19 protein-coding genes and 1 tRNA gene are annotated in these 23,720 nt (G+C 65.3%); 12 read left to right on the plus strand and 8 right to left on the minus strand.

Features of this window, described 5'->3' with window-relative positions; genetic code table 11:
* Positions 1–43 precede the first annotated feature (43 nt).
* On the minus strand, positions 44–1,012 hold the full coding sequence (locus A9D12_RS06390) for a PQQ-dependent catabolism-associated beta-propeller protein (protein ID WP_068350547.1): 969 nt from the start codon (positions 1,010–1,012) through the stop codon (positions 44–46).
* A gap of 171 nt (positions 1,013–1,183) precedes the next feature.
* Between A9D12_RS06390 and pedF the strand changes: the two genes are divergently transcribed.
* From pedF to A9D12_RS06410, 4 genes are all read left to right on the plus strand, one after another.
* Complete coding sequence (gene pedF, locus A9D12_RS06395; RefSeq protein WP_082925624.1) at positions 1,184–1,594, plus strand: cytochrome c-550 PedF; 411 nt, start codon at positions 1,184–1,186, stop codon at positions 1,592–1,594.
* Between the two features lies 1 nt (position 1,595).
* A complete protein-coding gene (locus A9D12_RS06400) occupies positions 1,596–2,468 on the plus strand; it encodes a substrate-binding periplasmic protein (protein WP_068350549.1) in 873 nt (290 codons plus the stop codon).
* Between the two features lie 134 nt (positions 2,469–2,602).
* The gene (locus tag A9D12_RS06405; protein ID WP_068353839.1) at positions 2,603–4,348 is read left to right on the plus strand and encodes a methanol/ethanol family PQQ-dependent dehydrogenase; all 1,746 of its coding nucleotides are present in this window, start codon (positions 2,603–2,605) and stop codon (positions 4,346–4,348) included.
* A gap of 76 nt (positions 4,349–4,424) precedes the next feature.
* Positions 4,425–5,078 carry a response regulator gene (locus tag A9D12_RS06410; protein WP_082925426.1) on the plus strand — a complete coding sequence of 218 codons (654 nt, stop codon included), beginning with the start codon at positions 4,425–4,427 and terminating at the stop codon, positions 5,076–5,078.
* On the opposite strand, the gene A9D12_RS06415 is transcribed toward A9D12_RS06410, so the two are convergent.
* The 5 genes from A9D12_RS06415 to msrA all read right to left on the minus strand — a co-directional run bounded on the left by A9D12_RS06415 (position 5,079) and on the right by msrA (position 11,597).
* Positions 5,079–7,277, minus strand: coding sequence for a hybrid sensor histidine kinase/response regulator (locus A9D12_RS06415; RefSeq protein WP_068350550.1), 2,199 nt, complete (start codon positions 7,275–7,277; stop codon positions 5,079–5,081).
* On the minus strand, positions 7,277–8,392 hold the full coding sequence (locus A9D12_RS06420) for an FIST N-terminal domain-containing protein (RefSeq protein WP_231889713.1): 1,116 nt from the start codon (positions 8,390–8,392) through the stop codon (positions 7,277–7,279). Before A9D12_RS06420 ends, A9D12_RS06415 begins: the two co-directional genes overlap by 1 nt.
* 122 nt (positions 8,393–8,514) lie before the next feature.
* Entirely contained in the window at positions 8,515–8,919 is a 405-nt protein-coding gene (locus A9D12_RS06425) for a DUF779 domain-containing protein (RefSeq protein ID WP_068350552.1), read from the minus strand.
* Positions 8,920–9,043: 124 nt separating this feature from the next.
* Positions 9,044–10,564, minus strand: a complete 1,521-nt coding sequence (gene adh, locus A9D12_RS06430; protein ID WP_068350553.1) for an aldehyde dehydrogenase — start codon at positions 10,562–10,564, stop codon at positions 9,044–9,046.
* 430 nt (positions 10,565–10,994) lie between these two features.
* Positions 10,995–11,597, minus strand: a complete 603-nt coding sequence (gene msrA / locus A9D12_RS06435; RefSeq protein ID WP_068350554.1) for a peptide-methionine (S)-S-oxide reductase MsrA — start codon at positions 11,595–11,597, stop codon at positions 10,995–10,997.
* A gap of 50 nt (positions 11,598–11,647) precedes the next feature.
* Between msrA and A9D12_RS06440 the strand changes: the two genes are divergently transcribed.
* The 5 genes from A9D12_RS06440 to A9D12_RS06460 all read left to right on the plus strand — a co-directional run bounded on the left by A9D12_RS06440 (position 11,648) and on the right by A9D12_RS06460 (position 14,843).
* Positions 11,648–12,532 (plus strand): class I SAM-dependent methyltransferase, encoded by an 885-nt coding sequence (locus A9D12_RS06440; RefSeq protein ID WP_068350555.1) that lies wholly within the window; start codon positions 11,648–11,650, stop codon positions 12,530–12,532.
* Between the two features lie 80 nt (positions 12,533–12,612).
* Entirely contained in the window at positions 12,613–13,353 is a 741-nt protein-coding gene (locus A9D12_RS06445; protein WP_082925428.1) for an SIMPL domain-containing protein, read from the plus strand.
* A 10-nt stretch (positions 13,354–13,363) separates the two neighbouring features.
* On the plus strand, positions 13,364–14,242 hold the full coding sequence (aguB, locus tag A9D12_RS06450) for an N-carbamoylputrescine amidase (RefSeq protein ID WP_068350556.1): 879 nt from the start codon (positions 13,364–13,366) through the stop codon (positions 14,240–14,242).
* Positions 14,243–14,316: 74 nt separating this feature from the next.
* Positions 14,317–14,733: a 2-amino-4-hydroxy-6-hydroxymethyldihydropteridine diphosphokinase gene (gene folK / locus A9D12_RS06455; protein ID WP_418251576.1), complete on the plus strand. Its 417-nt coding sequence runs from the start codon at positions 14,317–14,319 to the stop codon at positions 14,731–14,733.
* Between the two features lie 34 nt (positions 14,734–14,767).
* A tRNA-Lys gene (locus A9D12_RS06460) sits at positions 14,768–14,843 on the plus strand.
* A gap of 37 nt (positions 14,844–14,880) precedes the next feature.
* On the opposite strand, the gene A9D12_RS06465 is transcribed toward A9D12_RS06460, so the two are convergent.
* Together A9D12_RS06465 and A9D12_RS06470 are read right to left on the minus strand one after the other, a co-directional pair.
* On the minus strand, positions 14,881–16,635 hold the full coding sequence (locus A9D12_RS06465; protein WP_068350558.1) for a coiled-coil domain-containing protein: 1,755 nt from the start codon (positions 16,633–16,635) through the stop codon (positions 14,881–14,883).
* A gap of 43 nt (positions 16,636–16,678) precedes the next feature.
* A complete protein-coding gene (locus tag A9D12_RS06470) occupies positions 16,679–17,329 on the minus strand; it encodes a queuosine precursor transporter (protein WP_068353850.1) in 651 nt (216 codons plus the stop codon).
* Positions 17,330–17,685: 356 nt separating this feature from the next.
* Here A9D12_RS06470 and A9D12_RS06475 point away from each other — a divergent pair, with 356 nt between their 5' ends.
* From A9D12_RS06475 to A9D12_RS06485, 3 genes are all read left to right on the plus strand, one after another.
* On the plus strand, positions 17,686–19,113 hold the full coding sequence (locus A9D12_RS06475; RefSeq protein ID WP_068350559.1) for a NupC/NupG family nucleoside CNT transporter: 1,428 nt from the start codon (positions 17,686–17,688) through the stop codon (positions 19,111–19,113).
* A gap of 40 nt (positions 19,114–19,153) precedes the next feature.
* Positions 19,154–20,083, plus strand: coding sequence for an isopenicillin N synthase family dioxygenase (locus A9D12_RS06480; protein WP_068350560.1), 930 nt, complete (start codon positions 19,154–19,156; stop codon positions 20,081–20,083).
* 269 nt (positions 20,084–20,352) lie between these two features.
* Positions 20,353–23,685: a TonB-dependent receptor gene (locus tag A9D12_RS06485; protein ID WP_068350561.1), complete on the plus strand. Its 3,333-nt coding sequence runs from the start codon at positions 20,353–20,355 to the stop codon at positions 23,683–23,685.
* Positions 23,686–23,720: the final 35 nt, after the last annotated feature.

Consider the following 23,720-nt stretch of genomic DNA (forward strand, 5'->3'; position numbering starts at 1 on the left):
TCCTGCCGAAGCCGCTTGCTGCGGCCCTCGCTTGTTGCATGTGCTATTCCGCCAGCACGACCCCCCACGGGCCTGCGCCTGCGGGGATCCTTGCAGTGACCTTGCCCGTTGCCAGATCGACCACTGCGACATCATCGCTCGTGCCATTGGCGACCACGGCGCGGCTCCCGTCGTCGGTGATGGCAAGGTGCCAGGGGCGCCCGCCGGTGGTGACATAGCCCGTCACTTGCCCGCTCTCCACATCGACCAGCGCGATGGCATCCGCCCGTCCGAGGGCGATCACGGCGGTCTTGCCATCGGGCGTAAAGCGGATGCCGCAGGGCAGCACCTTGTAACCCATCGCGCCCGGCGGAGCGAAGGCGATGGTCCGGGTGATTTCGCGAGACGCCACATCGACCACGTGGACGGTCTGGCCGATTTCGGCCGCGATCCATACCTGGCGTCCATCGGGCGTAAATTCGATATGCCGGGGCCGCGGGTCGGTTTCCATCTCGACGATGGTCTGGCGGGTGGCAAGGTCGATCCAGCTGACCGAGTTGTCTTCTTCGCTCGCGACCAGCAGCCACTTGCCATCGGGGCTGACGGCAATGCCTTCGGGCTCCTCGCCCACTTCGACCTGCCAGGCGACCTTGCGTGCTTCAAGGTCGATGGCGGTGGCGGCGGCATCATCCTCGTTCGATACGAACAGGAAGCGGCCATCGGGGGAGAGGAAGAATTGTTCAGGATCATTGCCCGCCGGCATCACCGCGACCAGCGCGCCGGTCTGGGCGTCGCGCACCTCTACCGCATTATCGATGCTGGCGCAGATGTAGAGGTGCTTGCCGTCCTTGCTCAGCAGGATCCCGCGCGGGCGCTGGCCGACGGCGAAGGTATCCACCACCGCGCCGCTGGCAAGGTCGATCACGCTTACGGTATTGCCGCGTTCATTGCTGACATAGGCCGTCTGCGCGGCGGCCGGGGCGGCCAGCCAAAGGGCTGATAACGTAGCGGCCAGGGTGGGACGACATCTCATGGCCCGCATCCTACAGACACCGCACAGCCTGCCGATTGTACCAAAGTGCAATGGGTAAACGGCCACTTGGGCGTAATTTGATCGCAAGGGGCACTGCCGCCGCATGACATCGGCGCCGCACCCATCAAGCAGAGGGCTGAGGACATGAACACCACCACCACCGCACGCATCATGCTGGGCGCTGCCATTGCCGCGCTGGCGATGACCGCCGCGCCGCAGATCATGGCGCATGGCGATGTGACCCCGCAGGCGGTTGATACCTCCAGCCTGCCCGACATCGGCGAGGCCTGGCTGGAAAAGAACCCCTACAGCGGCAATGCCCGGGCAATTGAGATCGGCACGTCTGCCTACAACCAGAACTGTGCGCGCTGCCACGGGCTCGAAGCCATTTCCGGGGGCATCGCGCCTGACCTGCGCTATCTCGAACTCGGCGAAACCGGCGACCAGTGGTATATGGAGCGTTTCCGCAACGGGTCGAGCCATGACGGCAAGGTCTATATGCCGGCTTTCGGCGAAGTGCTGGGGCAGAAGGCGGGCTGGGCGATCCGCGCCTTCCTCGAAACCAAGTACACGGAAGAATAAGGTGGCCGGCACGCGCAGGGGGTTCCTCGCCGGTGTTGCCGGTGCGGGCGCGGCTTTGGCATTGGGCGGCCCGCTGGGGGCCGCGCCGCTGGCGAAGGTAAGGGAGCTGGGCCTGCTCAGGGTCGGGCTTTATGCCGACAACCGCCCTTGGTCGTGGGACAAGGGTGGCGGCGTGCCGGCAGGGATTGACGTCGATCTGGCGATGGCCATTGCCGACCAGCTGGGCGTGAAGCACGAAATCGCCCTGTTCACCGCTGACGAAGACCTGTCCGATGACCTGCGCAACGTTGTCTGGCGCGGCGGGCTGTTGGGGTTCCGGCGCTGCGATCTGATGCTGCACGTGCCCTTCGACATGCAATTGTCCTCGCGCGAGGATCAGGTGGTGTTCGTGGCCCCCTATTACCGCGAGGAATTCACCGCCGTCTGCTCTGCCCAAACGCGCGATTGCAACATGCCGCCGCAGCGCTTTGTCGGCAGCAAGGTGGGGGCGGAGCTTGATTCGATCCCCGATTTCTACCTGATGGGCAGCTTTGGCGGGGTGCTGCGCGGGGATGTTGAGCACTATCCCACCGGCCACGCCGCCGCACTCGCAGTGCATGATGGCGAGATCGAAATGGCGGTCGCCACCCGCGCGCAGATCGAGGCGGCCACAGCTGATCGCAGCGGCAGCGCGGCCAAGCATCGCACCAGCCCCCTGCCGCTGATGCCCTCATCCGGCTGGGACATCGGCATGGCCGTGCGCGAGGACAGCCGCACACTGGGTTTTGCGGTCGAGGATATCGTCACGAACATGGCCGGCGATGGCCGCATGGCCGCGCTGTTCGCCCGCCACGGCGTCACTTGGCAGGCGGCGGCTGCGACCAAGGTGCTCTGAGCCTTTCGACCTAGTTCCAAGGTGCAATTGTTGCCCCTGCCCCGAGGGCTAGGTTCACATTTCCTGATGGGGGCGTGACCCGCCAGCGGCCTGCAGCGGCCGGTCGGGGACAAGAACAAGACGAGGAGGGTATGATGAAGGGCATGCAAAACATTCTGGCCGCAGGCGCTGCGCTTGTTGCTGTTGCGCTGACGGCGCCCGCTCTGGCCGAGGACGGGCCGAGCATGGACCAGCTGATGAACGACGCCGCCACCACCGGCGATGTGCTCACCTACGGCATCGGGCCGCAGCAGCAGCGCTTCAGCCCGCTGGCTGCAATCAATACCGAAAACGTCGCGCGGATGGTGCCCGCCTTTGCTGCATCGCTTGGCGGCGAAAAGCAGCGCGGGCAGGAATCGCAGCCGATCGTCTATGACGGGGTGATCTATGTCACCGGATCATACTCGCGCCTGTTCGCCTTCGATGCGCGCAATGGCGAGAAGCTGTGGGAATATAACCACCGCTTGCCCGATGGCATCATGCCCTGCTGCGATGTGGTCAACCGGGGGGCGGCGATCCATGGCGACAAGGTGATCTTCGCCACGCTCGATGCGCGGCTCGTCGCCTTGAACCGCAAGACTGGCAAGGTGATCTGGAACAAAATGACCGCCGACTACAAGGCGGGCTATTCTGCCACGGCAGCGCCGATCATCGTCAAGAATCTCGTCATCACCGGCAATTCGGGCGGCGAATTTGGCGCGGTGGGCGAAGTGCAGGCGCGCAATGTCGACACGGGCGAGCTGGTCTGGACCCGGCCCGTGATCGAGGGCCACATGGGCACCTTGAACGGCAAGGACAACGGCCTCACCGGCAAGATCAATGCCACCTGGCAGGGCGACATGTGGAAGACCGGTGGCGGGGCGACCTGGCTGGGCGGCACCTATGATCCTGACACCAACCTCGTCTTCTTCGGCACCGGCAACCCGGCCCCGTGGAACAGCCACCTGCGCCCCGGCGACAACCTCTACACCGCTTCGACCGTGGCGATCGACCCCGATACGGGCGTGATCAAGTGGCACTATCAGACCACGCCCAATGATGGCTGGGACTTTGACGGGGTCAATGAATTTATCCCCTTCGACGGCACCTTCGGCGGCAAGAAGATGAAGCTGGGCGCCAAGGCGGATCGCAACGGGTATTTCTATGTGCTCGACCGCACCAACGGGAGGCTTTTGAACGCCACGCCCTTCGTGATGCAGCCCAACTGGGCGAGCAAGATCGACCTCAAGACCGGGAGGCCCGTCTATAATGCCGAAAACCGCCCCGGCGCGCCGGGCACGGCGGAAAAGGGCAAGCCGGTATTTGCCACGCCGAGCTTCCTCGGCGGCAAGAACTGGATGCCGATGGCCTATTCGCCCGACACCGAGATGTTCTACGTCCCTTCCAACGACTGGGGCATGGACATCTGGAACGAACCCATCGCCTACAAGAAGGGCGCGGCCTATCTGGGCGCGGGCTTCACCATCAAGCCGATTGCCGAGGATCACATCGGCGCGCTGCGCGCGGTTGACCCCAAGACCGGCAAGATCATGTGGGAATACAAGAACAAGGCCCCGCTGTGGGGCGGCGTGCTGACGACCCGCGGCAATCTGGTCTTCACGGGCACGCCCGAAGGTTACCTCAAGGCCTTCGACGCCAAGACCGGCAAGGAGCTGTGGAAGTTCCAGACCGGGTCAGGCGTGGTCGGATCGCCCGTCACCTGGGAACAGGACGGCGAGCAATATGTCGCGGTCATGTCCGGCTGGGGCGGTGCGGTGCCGCTGTGGGGCGGGGAGGTTGCCAAGACCTTCAAGGAGATCAGTCAGGGCGGGTCGCTCTGGGTGTTCAAGCTGCCCAAGTAAGCAGGCACAGGGACGGGCGGAGCCACGGCGCTCCGCCCGTCTTTTTCTTTGCCGTGAGCCGCGCTAGGACACCGCCATGACCGACGCACCGCCGCTTGAAAGCGTTCTCATCGTCGATGATCACGGGTTGATCCGCGATGGCCTGCGCGCGATCCTGTCGTCTGCCTTTCCCGCCTGCGCCATTGCCGAAGCGGGCAGTTTTGCCGAGGCGCTGGGCCAGCTTGAAGCCGGGCCCGATCCCGATCTGGTCTTGCTCGATCTCAATATTCCCGATGCATCCCGGTTTTCCGCGCTCGAACAGCTGCGCGCCGATTTTCCGAGCCTGCCGGTGGTGATGGTCTCGGGCTCCTATGACCGCGTCACCGTGCGCGATGCGCTGGCCGCGGGCGCGGCGGGGTTCCTGCCCAAGACCTTGGACCGCGCGACGATCCTCGATGCAATTCAGCAGGTGATGCTTGGCGAAATCTATGTCCCCGGCGAACTGCAAAGCGATCCGGCCGCCGATGAAGAGGACGAGAAGATCCGCAAGCTGATCGACAGCCTCACTCCGCAGCAGCGCGTGGTGCTGGGCCATGTCGTGGCCGGGCGGCTCAACAAGCAGATCGCGCATGAACTTGATATCTCGATGACGACCGTGAAGGCGCATGTTTCGGCAATCCTGTGCAAATTGAACGTGTTCAGCCGCACACAGGCGGTGATCCTTGCCAACCGGATTGGCTTTGACGGCTGATTAGCTCGCCGCCGCAATCCGGCGCAGCAGCGCGCGCAGCTGAGCAGGTTTCACCGGCTTGGTCAGCACCGGCAGCCCTGCCGCAGCAAGCTGGCCCCGCACATCCTCGCTGCGGTCGGCGGTGATGATCGCGGCAGGCAGATCGCCGCCGTGCAGCGCCCGCACTCGCGCCACCGCCTGATCGCCGGTGAGATCATCGGCGAGGTGATAATCGGCCAGGATCAGCGATAGCCCTGCGGCGGCCGCAGCGCGCACATCGGGGTGATCTGGCCCGACGGCGGTGATGGCGGCATGGCCCCAGTTTTCCAGCAGGGCGCGCATTCCGGCAAGGATCGTCTCGTCATTGTCGATCACGAGGATCGCCCCGCCGCCTTGCGCAGGCTTGCTCCGGCGCGGCCCGGGCGGGGCGGTGGCAGCCTCGCGCGCTTCGGCGATGGGCAGTGTGATCGCAAAGGTCGATCCGCGGCCCGGCACCGATTCCAGCGTCACGCCGTGCCCAAGCTTTGCACAGCTGCGCCGCACGATCGCAAGGCCGAGGCCGTGGCCGGGGATATTGCGGGTCGCATCGAGCCTGCGGAACTCCTCGAAGACCACGCGCTGTTCATGCGCGGCGATGCCGGGGCCGGTGTCGGTCACGGCGACCGTCACCCGCCCGCCATCGGCCTGCGCGGTCACGGTGACGCTGCCTTCGGCGGTGTAGCGGATCGCGTTGGAGACAAGGTTTTGCAGCACCCGTCTGAGCATCTGCACATCGCTGGACACGAACAGGCCGGTTTCGGGCACGGCAAAGGCCAGCCCGCGTGACCTGGCCAGCGGCGCAAATTCCACCTTCAGCGCCGACAGGATCCGGTCGAGCGATATGGCGCGCACCTCAGGCTGGATGGCGCCGGCATCGAGCCGCGAAATCTCGAACAGGCTTTCGAGCATGTCCTCGACCGAATCGAGCGCGATCCCCGCCTGTCCCACCAGCCCGCGGGTACTGGCCGCCAGCCGCTTTTCATGGAGCGCCGAGACAAACAGCCGCGCCGCATTGAGCGGTTGCAGCAGATCGTGGCTGGCTGCGGCAAGGAAGCGGGTCTTGGACTGGTTGGCCTGCTCGGCCTCGTCCTTGGCATCGGCGAGCTGGCGGTTGACCTCGACCAGTTCGGCGGTGCGTTCGCGCACGGCGCGTTCGAGCGTTTCGGCGACCTCGGTCATGCTCTTCTGGAAGCGGATGCGATCGGTCACGTCGTCGAAGGCAAAGGCCATGCCGCCGGTCGCCAGCGTGACCGAGCGGATCACGAAATTGCGGCTGCCCAGCATGCAATCGGTCGAGATGCGCGGGCCCCGGCCCTCGCGCCATTCGACCGCCTGCGGCCGGTCGAGCTGGCATTGTTCAACGCAATGCGCGACGAAATCCGCATGCGTGCCGACATGGGCGGCAATATCGCGGCCCACGCGCAGCATGTTGGCAAATTCGTCGTTCCAGGCCTGCAATTGCTGGTTCGGCCCGAACAGGCAGGCGCCTTCGGACAGGGTATCGAGCGTCGATTGCAGGGCAAGGTTGCGTTCGGCGAGTTCGCGCGCGCGCTGGCGGGCGTCCTCGGCCTTGACGCTGGTGATGTCGGTGTAGATGCCGACCGTCCCGCCTTCCGACGTGCGCAGCTCGTTGATCTGGAGCCAGCGCCCGTCGGCCAGCAGTTGCACATGCGCGCCGGCATCATTGTGGCGGGCGAGGCGTTCCTGTTTCCAGCGTTCGGGCGAAACCAGCGATCCCAGCGTGCTGCCGTGTCGGGCCAGCAGATCGACCAGTTCGACAAAGGTCGGCTGCCGGGCGACGATGTCGCGAAATTCGGGCCAGATATCGAGGAAGGCGGTGTTGCACATCACCAGCCGGTCTTCGGCGTTGAACAGGGCAAACCCGTCCGACAGCGATTCAATCGCATCGCGCAGCCGCGCGCGGGCGGCGTCGGCATCATGGTGCGCGGCTTCGATCTGGGCGTTGATCGTGGCGAGCTTGCCCATCGCTTCTTCAAGCTCGGCGGTGCGCGCGCGGACCATGGCTTCGAGCGTGAGCGCGTTTTCGAACATCGAAAAGGCCCCGGCGTGAAGGTCGCTTGACCGTTCCACCCGGTCCATCAGCGCGGCGTTGATCGCTTCGAGTTTGCGGACCTGCTCTTTCAGCCGCGCGACTTCGTCCGCTGCGATGGCGGTCGCCATCAGCGGCCGATCATCAGACAGCTGAAGGTCTGGTTGAGGTGCGCGGCGCGAAACTGTTCGCCATAGGTGTTGAAGCCCGTCACGCGGTTGGCGGCGTAGAGGTCGGACACGGTGCGGGTGATCTGGCGGGTTTCGGCATCGATGCGGTTGAGCACGCAGTCAAAACCGAGCATGTGATCGACCTCGCCCATCTCGGCCCGCACCCGGTCAAAGAAAGCCCGCATCCGCGCCAGCCGGTCCACGGGCTCGCCCACCGACAGCACGATCCCCCTATCGACCGCGCCATAGAAGGTGAGGCTGCCGTCGGGGTTGGCGGTCTGCACCGCGCGGACATGATAAGTGCCGCCAGCGCGCACCATCGGCGGGTGAGCGGCGAAAAAGGCGGTGTCAAGCGTCGCCTCCGGCACGCCAGCCAGGCGGCGGTATTCGTCAGCGGCGGGCGCGGCGTTGATTTCGTGGACGATGCGCTGTTCCGGATCAGCAGCGGTCACGACCATGCGGACGGGGCCGGGTTCATAGAAGCATTCCGAATAGACCTGCATCGGCTGCGCGCTGGTGAGCAGCACGATGGCCGCCGTGCCCGATCGGAACGCGCCGTCGCACAGCACGCCGGTTTCGCTGAACAGGAGATCATCGCCGCTCGACCCGCCGATCAGCGGAATATCGCCGAGTGCGTCCTGCACCGTCATGGTCAGCAATTCCTCGCGGTGCGAGAGGCCATCGACAAGGAACAGCGCGACCTGGCTCGCATCCGGGCCGAGGAAACGCGCTTCGTGGCGGGCATTGGCGGCAAGATGGCGCACCTGCGCCTGCGCGTCCTCGCGGTCGAAACCGTCGATGTCGGTGACGTGCAGCACCCGGAAGGTAAAGCTGCCCTCGGGAAAGCCCATGAAGACGAGGCTGTCGGCGTCATAACCGCGCCCGGTGATTTCGCCGGCGCTGGTGCACCCGGCAAGCGGGATGTGGCCCAGATGCTCCCCGATGGCAGCGGCCAGCGCTTCGCGCGGGTAGGTGCTGGAACAGAAGATCACGCCGCCGGCCAGCGCCCGCCCGTCGATCGCGCGGGCAATGTCCGCCACAGCCTCAACCGGACAGGCGGCATGCGAACTTGCCACGACAAGACCGCCTGCCGCCGAAGGGCGCGGTGCGTGCACAGGTCTCTCCCAAGTTTCCCACGAAGGCCGAGCCTTCATCCCTAACCCATATTGTTGGAGATTCCCCGGCCCGGCAAGCACTTTCAGGCGCCCGTCAGCGGTGCGGGCGCAGCGTCCAGCGCGGCGGCCTCGGCATCAGTGAAGACTCGGGAACGGGTGACGAAGCGTACGCCCTCGGGCGCCTCAAGGCTCATTCCCGATCCGCGCCCCGGCACGACATCGATGATGACCTGAGTGTGCTGCCAGTATTCGAACTGGCGCGCCCCGATCCACACCGGGGTATCCTCTGCAATATGGCCAAGCAGCACGTCCTGCGAGCCCACCTTGAACTCGCCTCGGACAAAGCACATCGGCGCAGACCCGTCGCAGCACCCGCCCGATTGGTGGAACATCAGCAGGCCGTGGGCAGCGGCAAGGCGGGCGATCCAGCCCTCGGCCTCGGGCGTGGCAAGGATGCGGGGCGGAGGCGGCGGGGTATGATCAGACATGGAGGTTCTCTCCGGCAAGCAAGCGACAAAGCGGGGCGGAGGGCCATGTCAGGCCGTCCGCCCCGTGGGACACCGGAACCGCTTCGGTGGGAGAGAGAGCGGGAGGCGGTTCCGGCCAATCGGCTCAGAAGAAGCCCAGCGCCTTGGGGCTGTAGCTGACGAGCAGATTCTTGGTCTGCTGGTAGTGCTCCAGCATCATCCGGTGGTTCTCGCGCCCGATGCCGGACTGCTTATAGCCGCCGAACGCCGCGTGGGCGGGGTAGGCATGGTAGCAGTTGGTCCAGACCCGGCCCGCCTCGATCGCGCGGCCGAAGCGGTAGCAGGTGTTGGCATCGCGGCTCCACACCCCGGCGCCAAGGCCGTAGAGGGTGTCATTGGCGATGCTGAGGGCTTCCGCGTCATCCTTGAAGGTGGTCACCGACAGCACGGGGCCGAAGATTTCCTCTTGAAAGATGCGCATCTTGTTGTGGCCTTCCAGAACGGTCGGCTTGACGTAATAGCCTTCGGACAGCTCGCCTTCGTGGATGTGGCGGCTGCCGCCGGTCAGCACCTTTGCGCCTTCGCCCTTGCCGATCTCGATATAGCTGAGGATCTTTTCCAGCTGATCGTTCGAAGCCTGCGCGCCGATCATGGTGTCGAAATCGAGCGGGCTGCCCAGCTTGATCGCGTTCACCCGGGCAATCGCCTTTTCCATGAAGCGGTCATAGATCGATTCGTGGATCAGCGCGCGGCTTGGGCAGGTGCAGACCTCGCCCTGATTGAGCGCGAACATGGCGAAGCCTTCGAGCGCCTTGTCGAGGTAATCGTCATCCTCGCGCATCACGTCGGCAAAGAAGATGTTGGGGCTCTTGCCGCCCAGTTCGAGGGTGCAGGGGATGAGGTTTTCGCTCGCATATTGCATGATCAGCCGCCCGGTGGTGGTCTCCCCGGTAAACGCGATCTTGGCGATCCGCGGGCTGGTGGCGAGCGGCTTGCCCGCTTCGATGCCGAAGCCGTTGACGACGTTGACGACACCTTCGGGCAGCAAATCGCCGATCACCTCCATGAGTGCCATGATGCTCATGGGGGTCTGTTCGGCAGGCTTCAGCACCACGCAATTGCCGGCGGCGAGTGCCGGGGCAAGCTTCCACACCGCCATCAGTAGCGGGAAGTTCCAGGGAATGATCTGCCCGACCACGCCCAGCGGCTCGTGAAAGTGGTAGGCGATGGTGTCGTGATCGATCTCGGAAATGCCACCTTCCTGCGCGCGCAGGCACCCGGCGAAATAGCGGAAGTGATCAACGGCGAGCGGCAGGTCGGCAGCGGTGGTTTCGCGGATCGGCTTGCCGTTGTCGATTGTTTCGACCAGCGCCAGCATATCGAGATTGTCCTCAATGCGCTGGGCGATGCGGTTGAGGATGTTGCTGCGCTCGGTGGTCGAGGTGCGGCCCCAGGCGCCCTTCGCCTTGTGCGCGGCATCGAGTGCAAGCTCGATATCCTCGGCGCTGCCACGCGCCACCTGACACACCCGCTTGCCGTTCACGGGCGAGATATTGTCGAAATACTGACCCTTGACCGGCGCGGTCCAGCGGCCGCCGATGAAGTTGTCATACTTGGCCTTGATCAGGGTTTTGCCTTCGAATTTACTAAGGGCCTGTTCAAGCATCGTGCTTCTCCTCTCGCCAAGCGGCCGTTGAAGCCCGAATTTGCGCCAGTCGGCTCGCAAAACCTATTGTACCTTAGGCCGAGATAGATGCTGGCTGCGGTGGCCTGGCTAACCTCATCCTGAACGGCCAGAGCCCAGTTGGTGGTGACATACCCGCCATTGACCGCACGGACGCACTCGGTGCCGGATTATGCAAATCTCATGGTCTGCCGGGCGCTTTGGATGCCAACAAATTCGCTGGCCGAGCGAACCTATGCCTTCTTGGCGCGCTCCCGTTTTCGGGAAGTCGCGCTCTGCTGTCAGGCGTCTGGTGTGGGGTCGATACCCGAAGGTCCGCTGTTTTCCAGAATGCCGCCAATCAGCCATTCCCCGCCCGCGCCCGCCGGAGGCATCGCTCCGGAACGGGCGTGGAGTGGGGGGCTGCGTCGCTTCAGTCCTTCACATATTTCTGAAAACTCTTGCGCAGCTTCATCAGCTTGGGCGGGATCACTGCGAGGCAATAGGGATTGCTCTGGCCCTGACCGTCCCAGTATTCCTGGTGGTAATCCTCGGCCGGATACCACTCGGCGGTCTGCGTGCCGCCCGACAGGCCCTCGATCGTGGTCACGGCCTGTTTGCCGTTGTCCGCATTCCAGCGGGCGATCGCGGCCTTGGCCTCCTCGCCCTGTTCGTCCGACAGCGGGAAGATCGCGCTGCGGTATTGCGTGCCGATATCGCCGCCCTGACGGTTCAACTGCGTCGGATCATGCGTGCCGAGGAACACGTCGTAGATTTCGGCAAGGCTGATCGCGTGCGGATCGAAGGTCACGCGGATGCCTTCGGCATGGCCGGTGTCGCCCGTGCAGACCTCCTTGTAGGTGGGGTTCGCCTTGGTGCCACCGATATAGCCGCTTTCGACCTTGGTAACGCCAATGACATCGCGGAACACCGCTTCGGTGCACCAGAAGCATCCGCCGGCAATGATCGCGGTTTGAGTGTCGCTCACGAGAATTCTCCGTTGGTTTCTGGCTGAGATAGGGTAGCACTGCGCCATTGCCAGCGGTGATCCGCGCTATTCTTTGCAAACTTCGGGAGAGAACACCCATGAACAAGCTGATCCTTGCGCTTGCCGCGGCAGGCGGACTTGCGCTTACCGCCCCGGCGCTGGCCGATGGACATGGCCATGCTGGCCACGGCGCGGTCGATGAGGCGCATGTCAAGGACACCGCGCATTTCCTCAAGATGCATGGCGAGGCTTTGTCGGGTGCGATCAATCATCCCAGCCGCAAGGACGACCGCGCGCGCGACGCGTTCCGCCATCCTGAACAGACGCTGGCGTTCTTCCATGTCGGGCCGGAAATGAAGGTCGGCGAATATTCGCCCGGCGGCGGCTGGTATTCGCGCCTGCTCGGCCACTATCTGGGCGGTGAGGGGCAGCTGGTCGGGCTTTACAACAACCCGCTTGTTGCCACCGCCGATCCCGCGCGCCAGCAGCGGCTGCGCGACCAGGCGGCAGGTTTCGGTGCGGAAGTCGCGGGCTATACCGGGCTGCCCGCGGACCGGTTTTCGGGCATCACGCTGGACAAGGCGGGCGAACAGAAGGGCACGTTTGATCGCATTCTGGTGATCCGCGCGCTGCACGGCATCACCCGCGCCGGGATCGCGGACACCGAGATTCGCGCGATGCGCGAGCTGCTCAAGGATGACGGGCTGCTCGGCGTGGTCCAGCACCGTGCCAAGGCGGACGCGGCGTGGGCGGAGTCGAACGGCACCAAGGGCTACCTGAAACAGCAGGACGTGATCGATTTCATGCGGCTGAACGGTTTTGAACTGGTCGCATCGAGCGAGGTCAACGCCAACCCCGCAGACACGGCCGATTATCCTGAAGGCGTGTGGGAACTGCCGCCGACGCTCGCCACCAAGCGCGAGGACCTGAAGGGCAAGGGCGAAAGCGACCGCATGACGCTGCTCTTCAAAAAGGCGAAATAAGCCTTTCGCCACTAACGGTTAAGCGGCAATTCAGCGCGCGGGGTGCGTCTGGGGCGGGTCTATTGAGAAAAGGCCATGCCATGACCAGACTGCACCCCGCCGCTCTGCTTTCCATCACCGCCCTGCTGCTTACCGGCTGCGCCGACACCGCGGCGGACCCGCGCGGAGTAGCACGCGATGAGACGCTGCTTTCAGTGAGCGCCACGGGCGAGGCCGAGGCACGCCCCGATCAGGCGTTCTTCCAGGTCGGGATCGAAAGCTTCGGCGCCACCGGGGAGGCGGCGAGCACCGCCAACCGCACGCGGATCGCCGCGCTGCTTGCCGCGCTCAAAGGCGCGGGCGTTCCCGAGGCCGACATCCAGACCCGCGCGGTCAACATCCAGCGGATCGATTGGGGGGACAGGAAGGGCCAGTATCAGGCGAGCAACATCGTCGCGGTCACCGTGCGCGAGATCGCCCGCGCCGATGCCGCCATCGCCGCGGCAACCGGGGCGGGCGCGAACGTGATGAGCGGGCCGGACCTGCGCATGACCGATCCCGAGGCTGCGGCCAATTCCGCCTATGCCGCCGCCTATGCCAACGCGAGGAAGCGCGCCGAGGCCTATGCCGGGGCAGCAGGGATGGAGATTTCCCGCGTGCTCACCATCCGCGATGGTGGCGGGATGCAGGGCAACCGCTTTGTTCCTCCCGCGCCGCCGCCGCCGCCGGTCGCCGCTTCCGTGCAGACGATGGCGCGCCCCGAGGAAGGCGGCATCATCCAACCCGGCCAGACGACCAGCAGCGTCAGCGTGCAAGTGGACTTCGCGCTGCGGCCAAAGTAATGCGGCGGCCATGACCGCAATCACTGTCGCCGCCCTGCAACTCGCCCTCGGTTCCGAGGACGAGGCCGCCAACATCGCCGCCGTCTGTGCGCTGGTGGAAGACGCCGCCGCCAAGGGCGCGCAGCTGATCCTGCCGCCCGAATTGTTCAGTGGCCCCTATTTCTGCCGCGAGGAGGACGAGGCGCTGTTCGCTCTCGCCCGTCCCACAGAGCAGCACCCCAGCGTGATCGCGATGCGCGAACTTGCCGCGCGGCTGAAGGTGACGATCCCCACCAGCTTCTTCGAGCGTGACGGGCACCACTATTACAACACGCTCGCGATGATCGGTCCAGATGGCGCGATTATGGGCACATACCGCAAGAGCCACATTCCCGACGGGCCGGGCTATGAGGAAAAATATTATTTCCGCCCCGGAAACGACGGCTTCAAGGTGTGGGACGTGCCGGGCGAGGGCGGCGCGAGCGTGAAGGTCGGCGTCGGGATCTGCTGGGACCAGTGGTATCCCGAAGCGGCGCGCGTGATGGCGCTGCTGGGCGCCGAATTGCTGCTCTATCCCACCGCGATCGGGTCCGAACCCTATGATGCTGATCTCGACACCAGCCGGATGTGGCGGCGCGCGATGATCGGCCATTCGGTTTCGAACTGCATGCCCGTGGTGGCTGCCAACCGGATCGGTCACGAAGGGCCGGAGACCCGCGCGCAGAGCTTCTATGGCCATTCCTTCATCACCGACGAATGGGGCGATGACCTCGCGCTGTTCGGGAAAGAGGAAACCGGCGTGCTGACCGCGCGGCTCGATCTGGCGCGCGCGGCAAAGCACCGCGCCGGCATGGGTTTCTTCCGCGACCGCCGCCCGCAGCTTTACGGGCGGATCGCGCAGGACATCTGATTCTGCCCAGCACCTATCTGATCGCACTGGGCAGCAATAGGCGGCACCACCGTTACGGCGCGCCGCAAGCCGTGGTGCAGGCGGCGATGGAGGAGCTTGCCGCCTTCGGCACGGTCACCGCGCGCTCGCCGATCATCGCGACGCCCGCGATGGGCGCCGCGCAGCGCCGCTTCGCCAATGCCGCCGCGGTGCTCGAAAGCGAGCTTGATCCGCCGTCGCTGCTCGCCGCGTGCAAACACACCGAGCGCGCCTTTGGCCGCCGCCCGGGGCAACGCTGGGGCGACCGCGTGCTAGACCTCGACATCGTGCTGTGGAGTGGGGGCGTATGGGCATCCAAGATGCTCACCATCCCGCATCCTGCCTTCGCGCAGCGCCGCTTCGTGCTCGACCCGGCCTGCGCGATCGCCGCCGATTGGCGCACCCGGCCGCGCGGTTTACGGCTGATCCATCATCAAGCCCGCTTGACCCGCCCGCGCCCCCTGCCTAGGTGAGCCCCGCCAGCCGCCATTCGCGCGGCACATGTGTGGGCCCGTAGCTCAGTAGGTAGAGCAGCTGACTTTTAATCAGCGGGTCACAGGTTCGAATCCTGTCGGGCTCACCATAATTTCGCGATGCGGCGTCCGGTCATCAGGACCGCTTCACAATCCCAGCGCCTTCAAGCCGGCATCGAGGGCGCCTTCCAGACCATGGCGTGCGCCCCCGCCCCTGCGTCCGGCGAAGGGCGCTTCCTCGATGATCAGCACGCCGGTGCCCGCTTCGACCCGGTCCTTGAACAATTCTTCGCGGCCGAACAGGTAGGGCGCGAAAGTCTCGGTGCGGATCACCGAATAGGCGAGGTCCGCACTGAACCCGACCAGCTGGTCCTGCCGGAATATGCGCCCGGTGGCGGCAGGTTCGATCCGCACGCCGCGCCCGCCGCGCACGATCAGGCTGCCGGGTCCGTGGAACACGAAGAACCGCAATTGCAGCGTCAGCCACGCGCTGAGCGAGAACAGGCGCCAATGGCTGGTAATCCGCATCGTCCGGCCGACCGGCTGGACAATCGCGACCAGCGCGCGCGGGTGGAGCACGCAGGCAGCGCCGGGCGACAGATCGATCCGCGCGAGTTCGGCAAAGGGGTCCCTGACCGCCGAGACTGCGGTCATCCCGCCGCCGCGCAGCCGCGTGAGGAAATAGAGGCCGCTGGCCAGGCTCGAGAGCGGATGGCGATAATCGAGCAGCCAGCGCGTTGCGGCCTCGGCTCCGACCGGGCTGGTTTGCAGGTAGTCCTGCCGGACCAGCAATTCCTCCCCTGCCTCCAGGTTTACCGAGAGCGAGATATGCGACGATGCTGCCGGGATGGGCGCTGCGGCATCCGCACCTTGCACCGCGATCCGGATCGTGCCGCGGCCCTGTGCCAGCGGGGCGATCACATAATAGAACAGCGTGCGGATCAGATAGGGCACGAGAATGATGCCGATGAGGATCAGCAGGGCAGCACGCGCTTTGGCCGGCAACTGGTAGCGCGCGGCCAGCGTCCCGATGTCTCCGCGCGTCGCCGCAAGCTGGCGGGTCAGCAGCGCCCGGCGCTCGGCGTCACGCAGCGCCAGTTCGTCGATCGCGGCAAGATCTGCGGTGATCGCGCTGTCGATTTTGGCTGCGCCCTTTTCAAGAAGCTGCCGGCCCGATCCGATTCGCTGTTCGAGTAGGCCTTTGGCGCTTTGCGCGCGGTCGCGCTGCGCACAGGCGGAGGTTTGCTCTGCGACCAGCGAACGCCGCTGGCCCAGAAGCTCGCGCACGATGCGTTCGGCAGGCCTTTTGGCGTCGAATGCGGCGAGATCGCGCGCCGCGTCGCGGCAGGCTTGTTCATGCCGGGCGAGCAGCGCCGTCGCCTCACGCAATTGCACGTCGAGATCGGCGATCCGCGCCAGAACCGCGCTGTTGCCGCGCGCGATCGCGATGCTTTCGTCGAGGAAGGCAAGCTGCCGTTCGAGCCGCGCCAGATCGACCCGCGCCAGCGCCGTGCGGCCAAGCGCTTCGGTATCGCGGGCGAGCAGCTGCCGGGTCACGGCAAAATCGGTCGGCAGCGCAGCGCGTGCGGCGGCGCGTGCGGACTGGGTGCGGGCGCGTTCCTGCGTCAGCCGCGCGAGTGATGCGCCGCGCATTTGCGCCTGATACTGCGTCAATTGCCCCGCCGCAGCAGTCACGGCTGCCGCGGCTTCGCGGCGTGTCGCGGCGATCCGGCTTGCGGCGCTGTCGATACCGGCAAGCTCGGCGGTGATGGCGGCGATTTGGGCGCGCCTGTCCGCCTGCCTGTCGGACCAGAGCGAGTGGGCGACCAATGCCGCAATGATCAGCGCGAACAGTAACGCATGCCGCGCCGCCCAGCCGGCAACCGCCTTGATCGCATTCATGCCCCAGCGGGTTCCAGAGGCCGCCGCGAGAGTGCGGGGCGGCCTATCGCACGGGCCTCGCGTCGAGCCAGCGCGCGGCGCGCACGCCGAAGGTGATCAGGAACGGCACCAGCACCAGGCTCAGGACGACCTTGGCGATCACCTGACCGATCATCAGGTTGGCGATCGCGAATTCGCCATAGAAGGCCAGCGTGATGAAAATCACCGAATCGATCGCCTGGCTCAGCGCCGAGGCGATCGCGCCGCGGATCATCAGCCCGATCGTGCTGTCGCCATCGCCGCTGCCGCGCAGCCGGTCGAAGATCCAGATGTTGAGCAGCAGCGAGGTGATGTAGCTCGCCGGGCCTGCCATCCACACCCGCCAGGTCGACTGGTTGACGCGTTCGAAGGCGGCAAGGTCATCGGGGCGGAACGCGATCATTTCCGAGGATGCGGGCAGGGTCAGCACCAGTTGCATCAGCAGCGCGGCCAGCCCCAGCGGCAGGAAACCCCACCACACGATCCGCTTGGCCGCCTCGCGCCCGTAAAGCTGCGACAGCGTCGAGGAGATCACCACCAGCAGCAGGAAGGGGAAAATCCCGCTTTCGACCGCCAGATCGGTGGGCCACAATTGCACCTGCTTGTAGGCGAGGACGCCTGCCAGAACCGTCATGCCGCCGTAAACCAGCGTGTAGACGAACATCCCCAGCGGCATCGAAATGCCTGTCGGGGGCGTGCCGGCGAAGGGAGCGGCGGCAAAGGGGGCGGCGGCCGCAGAAGCGGGCGGGGGCGTCGTGTCCATCGCACGGGTGCTAGCCAGCGCGGGCGCAAAAGGAAAGCGCGCGTGCACGGCTTATGCGGCGCGCGCTGTCCGGCAGACTTGTGCGCGGCTTGTCGGATGCGGCTTGCAACTGGCTGCGTTAGCTGCCACGCCCGAACCTGCGCTGCGCGACGGCGGGATCTTTCGCGCGCGCTCGGGTCACGTATCACAAGCATCAAGGAATCGTCGCCGCCGTGAACGGAAGTCTCACGTCCACCCTGCTGAGCCTTGCAGGTGTGCTCGCCATTCTCATGATTGCCTTTGCGCTGTCGACGAACCGTCGGCGCATCAACCTGCGCGTGGTGGGATCGGCCTTTGCCCTGCAGGCGATCACCGCGCTGATCGTGCTGCGCACCGATGTCGGGGTGGCGGTGATCGGCGGGCTGTCGTCGGGCGTGATCGCGCTGCTCGATTTCTCCAAGGTCGGGATCACTTCGGTGTTCGGGCCGATGGAAAGCAATCCCTTCGCCAACACCTTCGTGATTGCGGCGCTGCCGGTGATCGTGTTCTTCGCCGCGATCGTCTCGATCCTCTATCACCTCGGCATCATGCAGAAGCTGGTGCGCTGGGTCGGCGGGGCGATCGGGTGGATCACCGGGATCAGCCAGGTCGAAGCGCTGGGAGCGGCGGCAAACATCTTCGTCGGTCAGTCCGAAAGCCCGCTGGTGGTGCGCCCCTATCTCGCCGGATTGAGCCCCTCGGGCCTGTTCACGCTGATGGCGGTGGGCATGGCGGGCGTGGCGGGCACGATTTTGGCCGCCTATGCCAGCTTCATCGGCACCGAGGCCGTGCCCTTCCTGCTGGCCGCAGCCTTCATGTCGGCGCCGGGCGGGATCCTGATGGCCAAGATCATGATGCCCGAAGACGCCGCCAGGGCCGCCCCCGGGCTCGACGCGACAATCGCCAGCGCCGCGGTCGCGCGCGCGCGCGCCAAGCCCAATGCCGTCACCGAAGCGACCCGCGTGGTGATGTATGACGAGAACGGCGAGCAGGTCGAACTGCCGCAGGCGCGGATCAGTGCGGTGGGCCCGGCCTCGATCCTCGAAGGCGGCGGCAAGGCGGACGAAGTCACCGCCGCCGAAACCTTCGAGGAAGGCCAGCGCCCCGCCAACATCATCGAAGCCGCCGCGCAAGGCACGCAGACCGGGGTGAAGCTCGCGGTTGCGGTCGGCGCGATGGTGATGGTGTTCGTTGCGCTCGTCGCGCTGGCGAATGGCATGCTGGCCGGGCTGGGCGGCGGGCTGGTCAATCTGGCCGCCAATATCGGCGCGCCCTTCGCGCCCGACACCGCGGCATGGCTTGCCAATATCAGCTTCCAGCAACTGCTCGGCTATGTGTTCGCACCCGTCATGTTCCTGATCGGCATTTCCGACTGGCAACAGGCGCAGATCGCGGGCGGATTGTTCGGCACCAAGATCGTATTGAACGAATTCGTCGCCTTCATCGACCTTGGCAAGATGCAGGCGGGCGAGCTGACCGAGCGTAGCCGGGCGATCATCACCTTCGCGCTGTGCGGCTTTGCCAACTTCTCCTCGATCGCGATCCAGATGGCGGTGACCGGCGGGCTTGCCCCCAACCAGCGCCCGGTGATCGCGCGGCTGGGATTGAAGGCGCTTGCGGCAGGCAGCCTTGCCAATCTGATGAGCGCCGCGCTCGCCAGCCTGTTCCTGCCCATCTAGCGCTTGGCAGGGCCGCGCCCGCAGGTGTAAGGGCGCGGCCATGACCAAAATCGCCTCTGTCAGCCTCGCCCAGCCGCTCGAAACCATCGCCGACGAATTGGGCCGCAGTTTCAGCGAAAACGGCTTTGCCGTGATCCGCGACCACGGCATCCCGCAAGACCTGATCGACGAGGCCGAGGCGGTCTCCAAGGCGTTCTTCGCGCTGCCCGACGCCGTCAAGCGCGCCTACAAGATCGAAGGCGGCGGCGGGGCGCGCGGCTACACGCCGTTCGGCACCGAAAAGGCCAAGGATGCCGAGGTGTTCGATTTGAAGGAGTTCTGGCACGTCGGACGTGATCTGCCCGAAGGCCACCCGCTCGAACGCTTCATGGCGCCCAATGTCTGGCCGACCGAAGTCGAAGGTTTCCGCGAAACGCTGAGCGCGCTGTTCACCGCCTTCGAAGTAGCCGGGGGCCGCGTGCTCGAGGCGATCGCCTTGCACCTTGGCCGCCCGCGCGATTTCTTTGCGGACAGCGTGGCCGAGGGCAATTCGGTGATGCGCCTGCTGCATTATCCCCCGCTCGCCGAAGGCGCGCCCGAGGGGGCGATTCGCGCCGCGGGACACGAGGACATCAACACCATCACGCTGCTGCTCGGTGCCGAGGAAGCCGGGCTCGAACTGCTGACCAAGGACGGCACCTGGCACGCGGTCGATGTGCCTGCGGGCGCGCTGGTGATCAATGTCGGCGACATGCTGCAACGCCAGACCAATGGGCGGCTGCGGTCGACCACGCACCGGGTGGTGAACCCGCGCGGCGACGCGGCGCGCCGGGCGCGCTATTCGATGCCGTTCTTCCTGCATTTCCGGCCCGACTTCATGATCGAGGCGCTCCCCGAATGCGTGGATGCAAGCGATTCGACCCCGCCGCTGCCGCCGATCAGCGCGCATGATTACCTCATGCAGCGCCTGCGCGAGATCAACCTCGCGTAAGCGCGTTTTCGCGCCCCATTGATCTGTCGGGGAAATTCGCCACGGGCGTTGCTGCATTGCAACACCCGGCGAGCGAACGCGCGCAAATCCTACACTTTTCTGGATTCGGGCGGGACAGACACTAAGGAAACGCCGCGTCAGGGCAGGGCATTTCATCAAACTGTCACAGAACAGTCGCTTTGCCGCAAGCAGTCGGGCCTAGCGTGGCCGAACCAAACAGATTCCGTCGTTTTCCTTCTTCGTTTTCCGTTTCTCAGAGGCCTCAACCCATGAAGCTCAAGTATCTCCTCGCGGCAAGCATCGTCAGCCTTGCCGCGACCACCACGATCGCCACTCCGGTATCCGCGCAGGAAACCACCTCGTCGGTGCGCGGCGACGTGCTCGACCAGAACGGCAATCCGGTCGTCGGCGCGACGGTCAAGGTGACGCACGTTCCGTCGGGCACCACCTCGACCCAGACCACCGATGCTGCCGGCGGCTTCAACGCAGCCGGTCTGCGTCTGGGCGGCCCCTTCACCGTCGAAGTGACCGCAGACGGGTTTGAAACCGCGTCGCAGGAAATCGGTTTCCTTACCGCTGGCCAGGCCCAGCGCATCAGCGTTGCACTCGCCGAACAGGGCCAGACGATCGTCGTCACCGGCTCGCGCGCGCGCTCGGCGATCACGCTGTCGACCGGCGCCGCCACCGTGCTGACCGCCAACGACATCGCCGGCATCGCCAACATCAACCGCGACGTGCGCAACCTTGCCGCGCGCGATCCGCTGGTCACGCTCGATGCGACCAACAATGGCGCAATCACGATCGCCGGCCAGAACAACCGCTTCAACCGCTTCACCGTCGACGGCGTCGCTTTCGGCGATCCCTTCGGTCTGGAATCGGGCGGTCTCGTTTCGAGCCGCGGCCCGGTGCCGCTTGACGCGATCGGCGAATTCTCGGTCGAAATCGCGCCGGTCGATATCCAGCAGGGCTTCTTCCAGGGCGGCGCGATCAACACGCAGCTCAAGTCGGGTGGCAACAACTTCACCTTCATGGGCGCAGCCTATTACCAGAACGACGATCTGCGCGGCAGCAAGGCGGACAACCTCCGCCGCATCGGCGCGTTCGATTCGCAGGTCTACGTGGCGCAGGTCACCGGCCCGATCATTCAGGACAAGCTGTTCTTCGCGGTCACCTATGAACGCACCCGCGACACGGTCCCGGCCGACGTTGCGCCCTCGCAGCTCGGGATCACCGACGCCGAGATCGCCAACATCGGCAGCATCGCGCAGTCGGTCTACAACTACGACACGCTTGGCGTCGCCAGCGACATCGTCGAAAAAGACGACAAGCTGATCACCAAGATCGACTGGAACGTTGCCGACGGCCACCGTCTCAGCGCGACCTACATCTGGAACGACAGCGCACTGCTCGCCGGCCAGACCGGGACCGCGCAGATCGTCGCTGTCAACCCGACCTACAACCTGCTGTCGAACAACTATCTTCAGGGCGCGAAGAACCACTTCGGCATCCTTCAGTCGAACAACCAGTGGTCGGACGACTTCTCGACCGTGCTGCGCGTTTCCTACGCCGACTACGTGCGTCTGCAGCAGCCGATCGGGGGCCGTGAATTCGGCCAGTTCCAAGTCTGCCTCGACCCGGTCAACCCGGTCACCGCCACCCCGGCGCTGGGCGGTGGTTCGCTGATCTGCTCGCCCAATCAGCAGCGCATCAACTTCGGTCCGGACGTCAGCCGTCAGGCCAACGAACTCGACAGCCAGTCGCTGGCGGTCGAATTCGCAGCGACCCTGAAGGCCGGCAACCACACCTTCAAGATGATCGCCGAGCGCCGCCAGCAGGACGTGCGCAACCTGTTCGCCCAGCGCGTTTCGGGTGCGTTCTACTTCGATAGCGTCGCCAACTTCGAAGCGCGCCGCGCCAACGAACTCGACTTCGCCGTGCCGCTGCGCGGCGGGATCGACACGGTGACCGCCGAGTTCGAGAACAACAGCTGGACCTTCGGTCTGATGGACACCATCGACCTGACCGACACGCTGACCGTGGTTGCCGGTGTGCGCTACGATCTGTTCGACTCGCCGGATCGTCCGTTCTTCAACCAGTTCTTCCTCGAGCGTTACGGCTTCCCCAACACCTCGACCCTCAATGGTCGCGACCTGCTCCAGCCGCGCTTCGGCCTGAACTGGAAGCCGAGCGATCGTCTGCAGGTGCGCGGTTCGGCCGGTCTGTTCGGCGGCGGCAACCCGCTGGTGTGGATTTCGAACAACTTCTCGAACCCCGGGCCGACGCTGCAGCGCATCCGTCTGCGTCGCAACGACAACGGCACCTTCAGCACGCCTGAACAGAACGCCATCGGCCTTTCGAACGCACAGGTTCAGGCACTGGGCGCAGCCGCACTCAACAACGTCTCGGGTGGCCCGGGCGTGCCGCAGGCATTGATCGACGCCGTGCGTCAGGCCGGTTTCGCCGGTGCACCGACCAACTCGCTCGACCCCAACTTCGAAGCGCCCTCGCAGTGGCGTTTCTCGGGTTCGGTCGATTACGAAGCCGACCTCGGCTTCCTCGGTGACGGCTGGCTGTTCGGCGCCGACGTGATCTATTCGAACGTGAACAACGCGCTCGAGTGGGCCGATCTGCGCTCGGTCCGTCAGACCGGAGCCAATGCGACGCTGCCCGATGGCCGTCCGCGCTACAACGTGCGTCCCGGCGTCGGCGGTGAAAACACCGACATGCTGCTGACCAACACGAGCTTCGGCGAAAGCTGGAACATCGTCGGCCGGTTCGACAAGGTGTTCGACTCCGGCTTCTTCATCAACGGCTCCTACACCTATCAGGACGTCAAGGATCAGAACCCGGGCACCTCGTCGGTCGCCAACTCGAACTACGGTCAGACCGCATTCCTCGACCCGAACTTCGCGGCGCAGGGCATCTCGAACTACAACCGCGACCACCAGTTCCGTCTGGGCACCGGTTTCGACAGCGAGCTGTTCGGTGACAACAACACCCGCATCGAACTGTTCTACAACGTGCGTTCGGGCCAGCGTTACAGCTTCACGATGAACGATCCCACGCAGGGCCGTTCGGCTGTGTTCGGCGTCAACGAGCGCGCAAGCCGCGGTCTGCTCTACGTGCCGAACGTGAGCAGCATCACTGCCGACACCCGCGTGAGCTACGACAGCCAGGCGACCTTCGAAGCGGTGCAGAACCTCGTCCGCACCTCGGAGCTGAACGAGTATCAGGGCGAGATCGCGCCGAAGAACATCGGCAAGACCCCTTGGGTGCACAAGCTCGACCTGTCGGTTCGTCAGGAAGTGCCGTTCGCTTTCGGTGGCAAGCTTGAACTGATGGCCGATGTCGAAAACGTTCTGAACCTGATCGACAAGGACTGGGGCACGATCCAGCAGGTCGGCTTCCCCTACACCGCGTCGGTGGTCAACGTGACCTGCCTTCAGGCCGCTGCGCCCAGCGGCACGGCCGGCACCGCGGCGACCAACGCCAGCCAGCCCTGCGCGCAGTATCGCTACTCGAGCTTCCGCGCACCGAACGAGGCGACCAACATCAACGGTTCGCTCTGGGGCGTGCGCTTCGGTGTTCGCGTTCGCTTCTGATCGCGGCGCTTCAAGCTGAAACACGAAAGGGCGGT

The sequence above is a fragment of the Erythrobacter neustonensis genome (genome assembly GCF_001663175.1).
Classification (GTDB): domain Bacteria; phylum Pseudomonadota; class Alphaproteobacteria; order Sphingomonadales; family Sphingomonadaceae; genus Erythrobacter; species Erythrobacter neustonensis.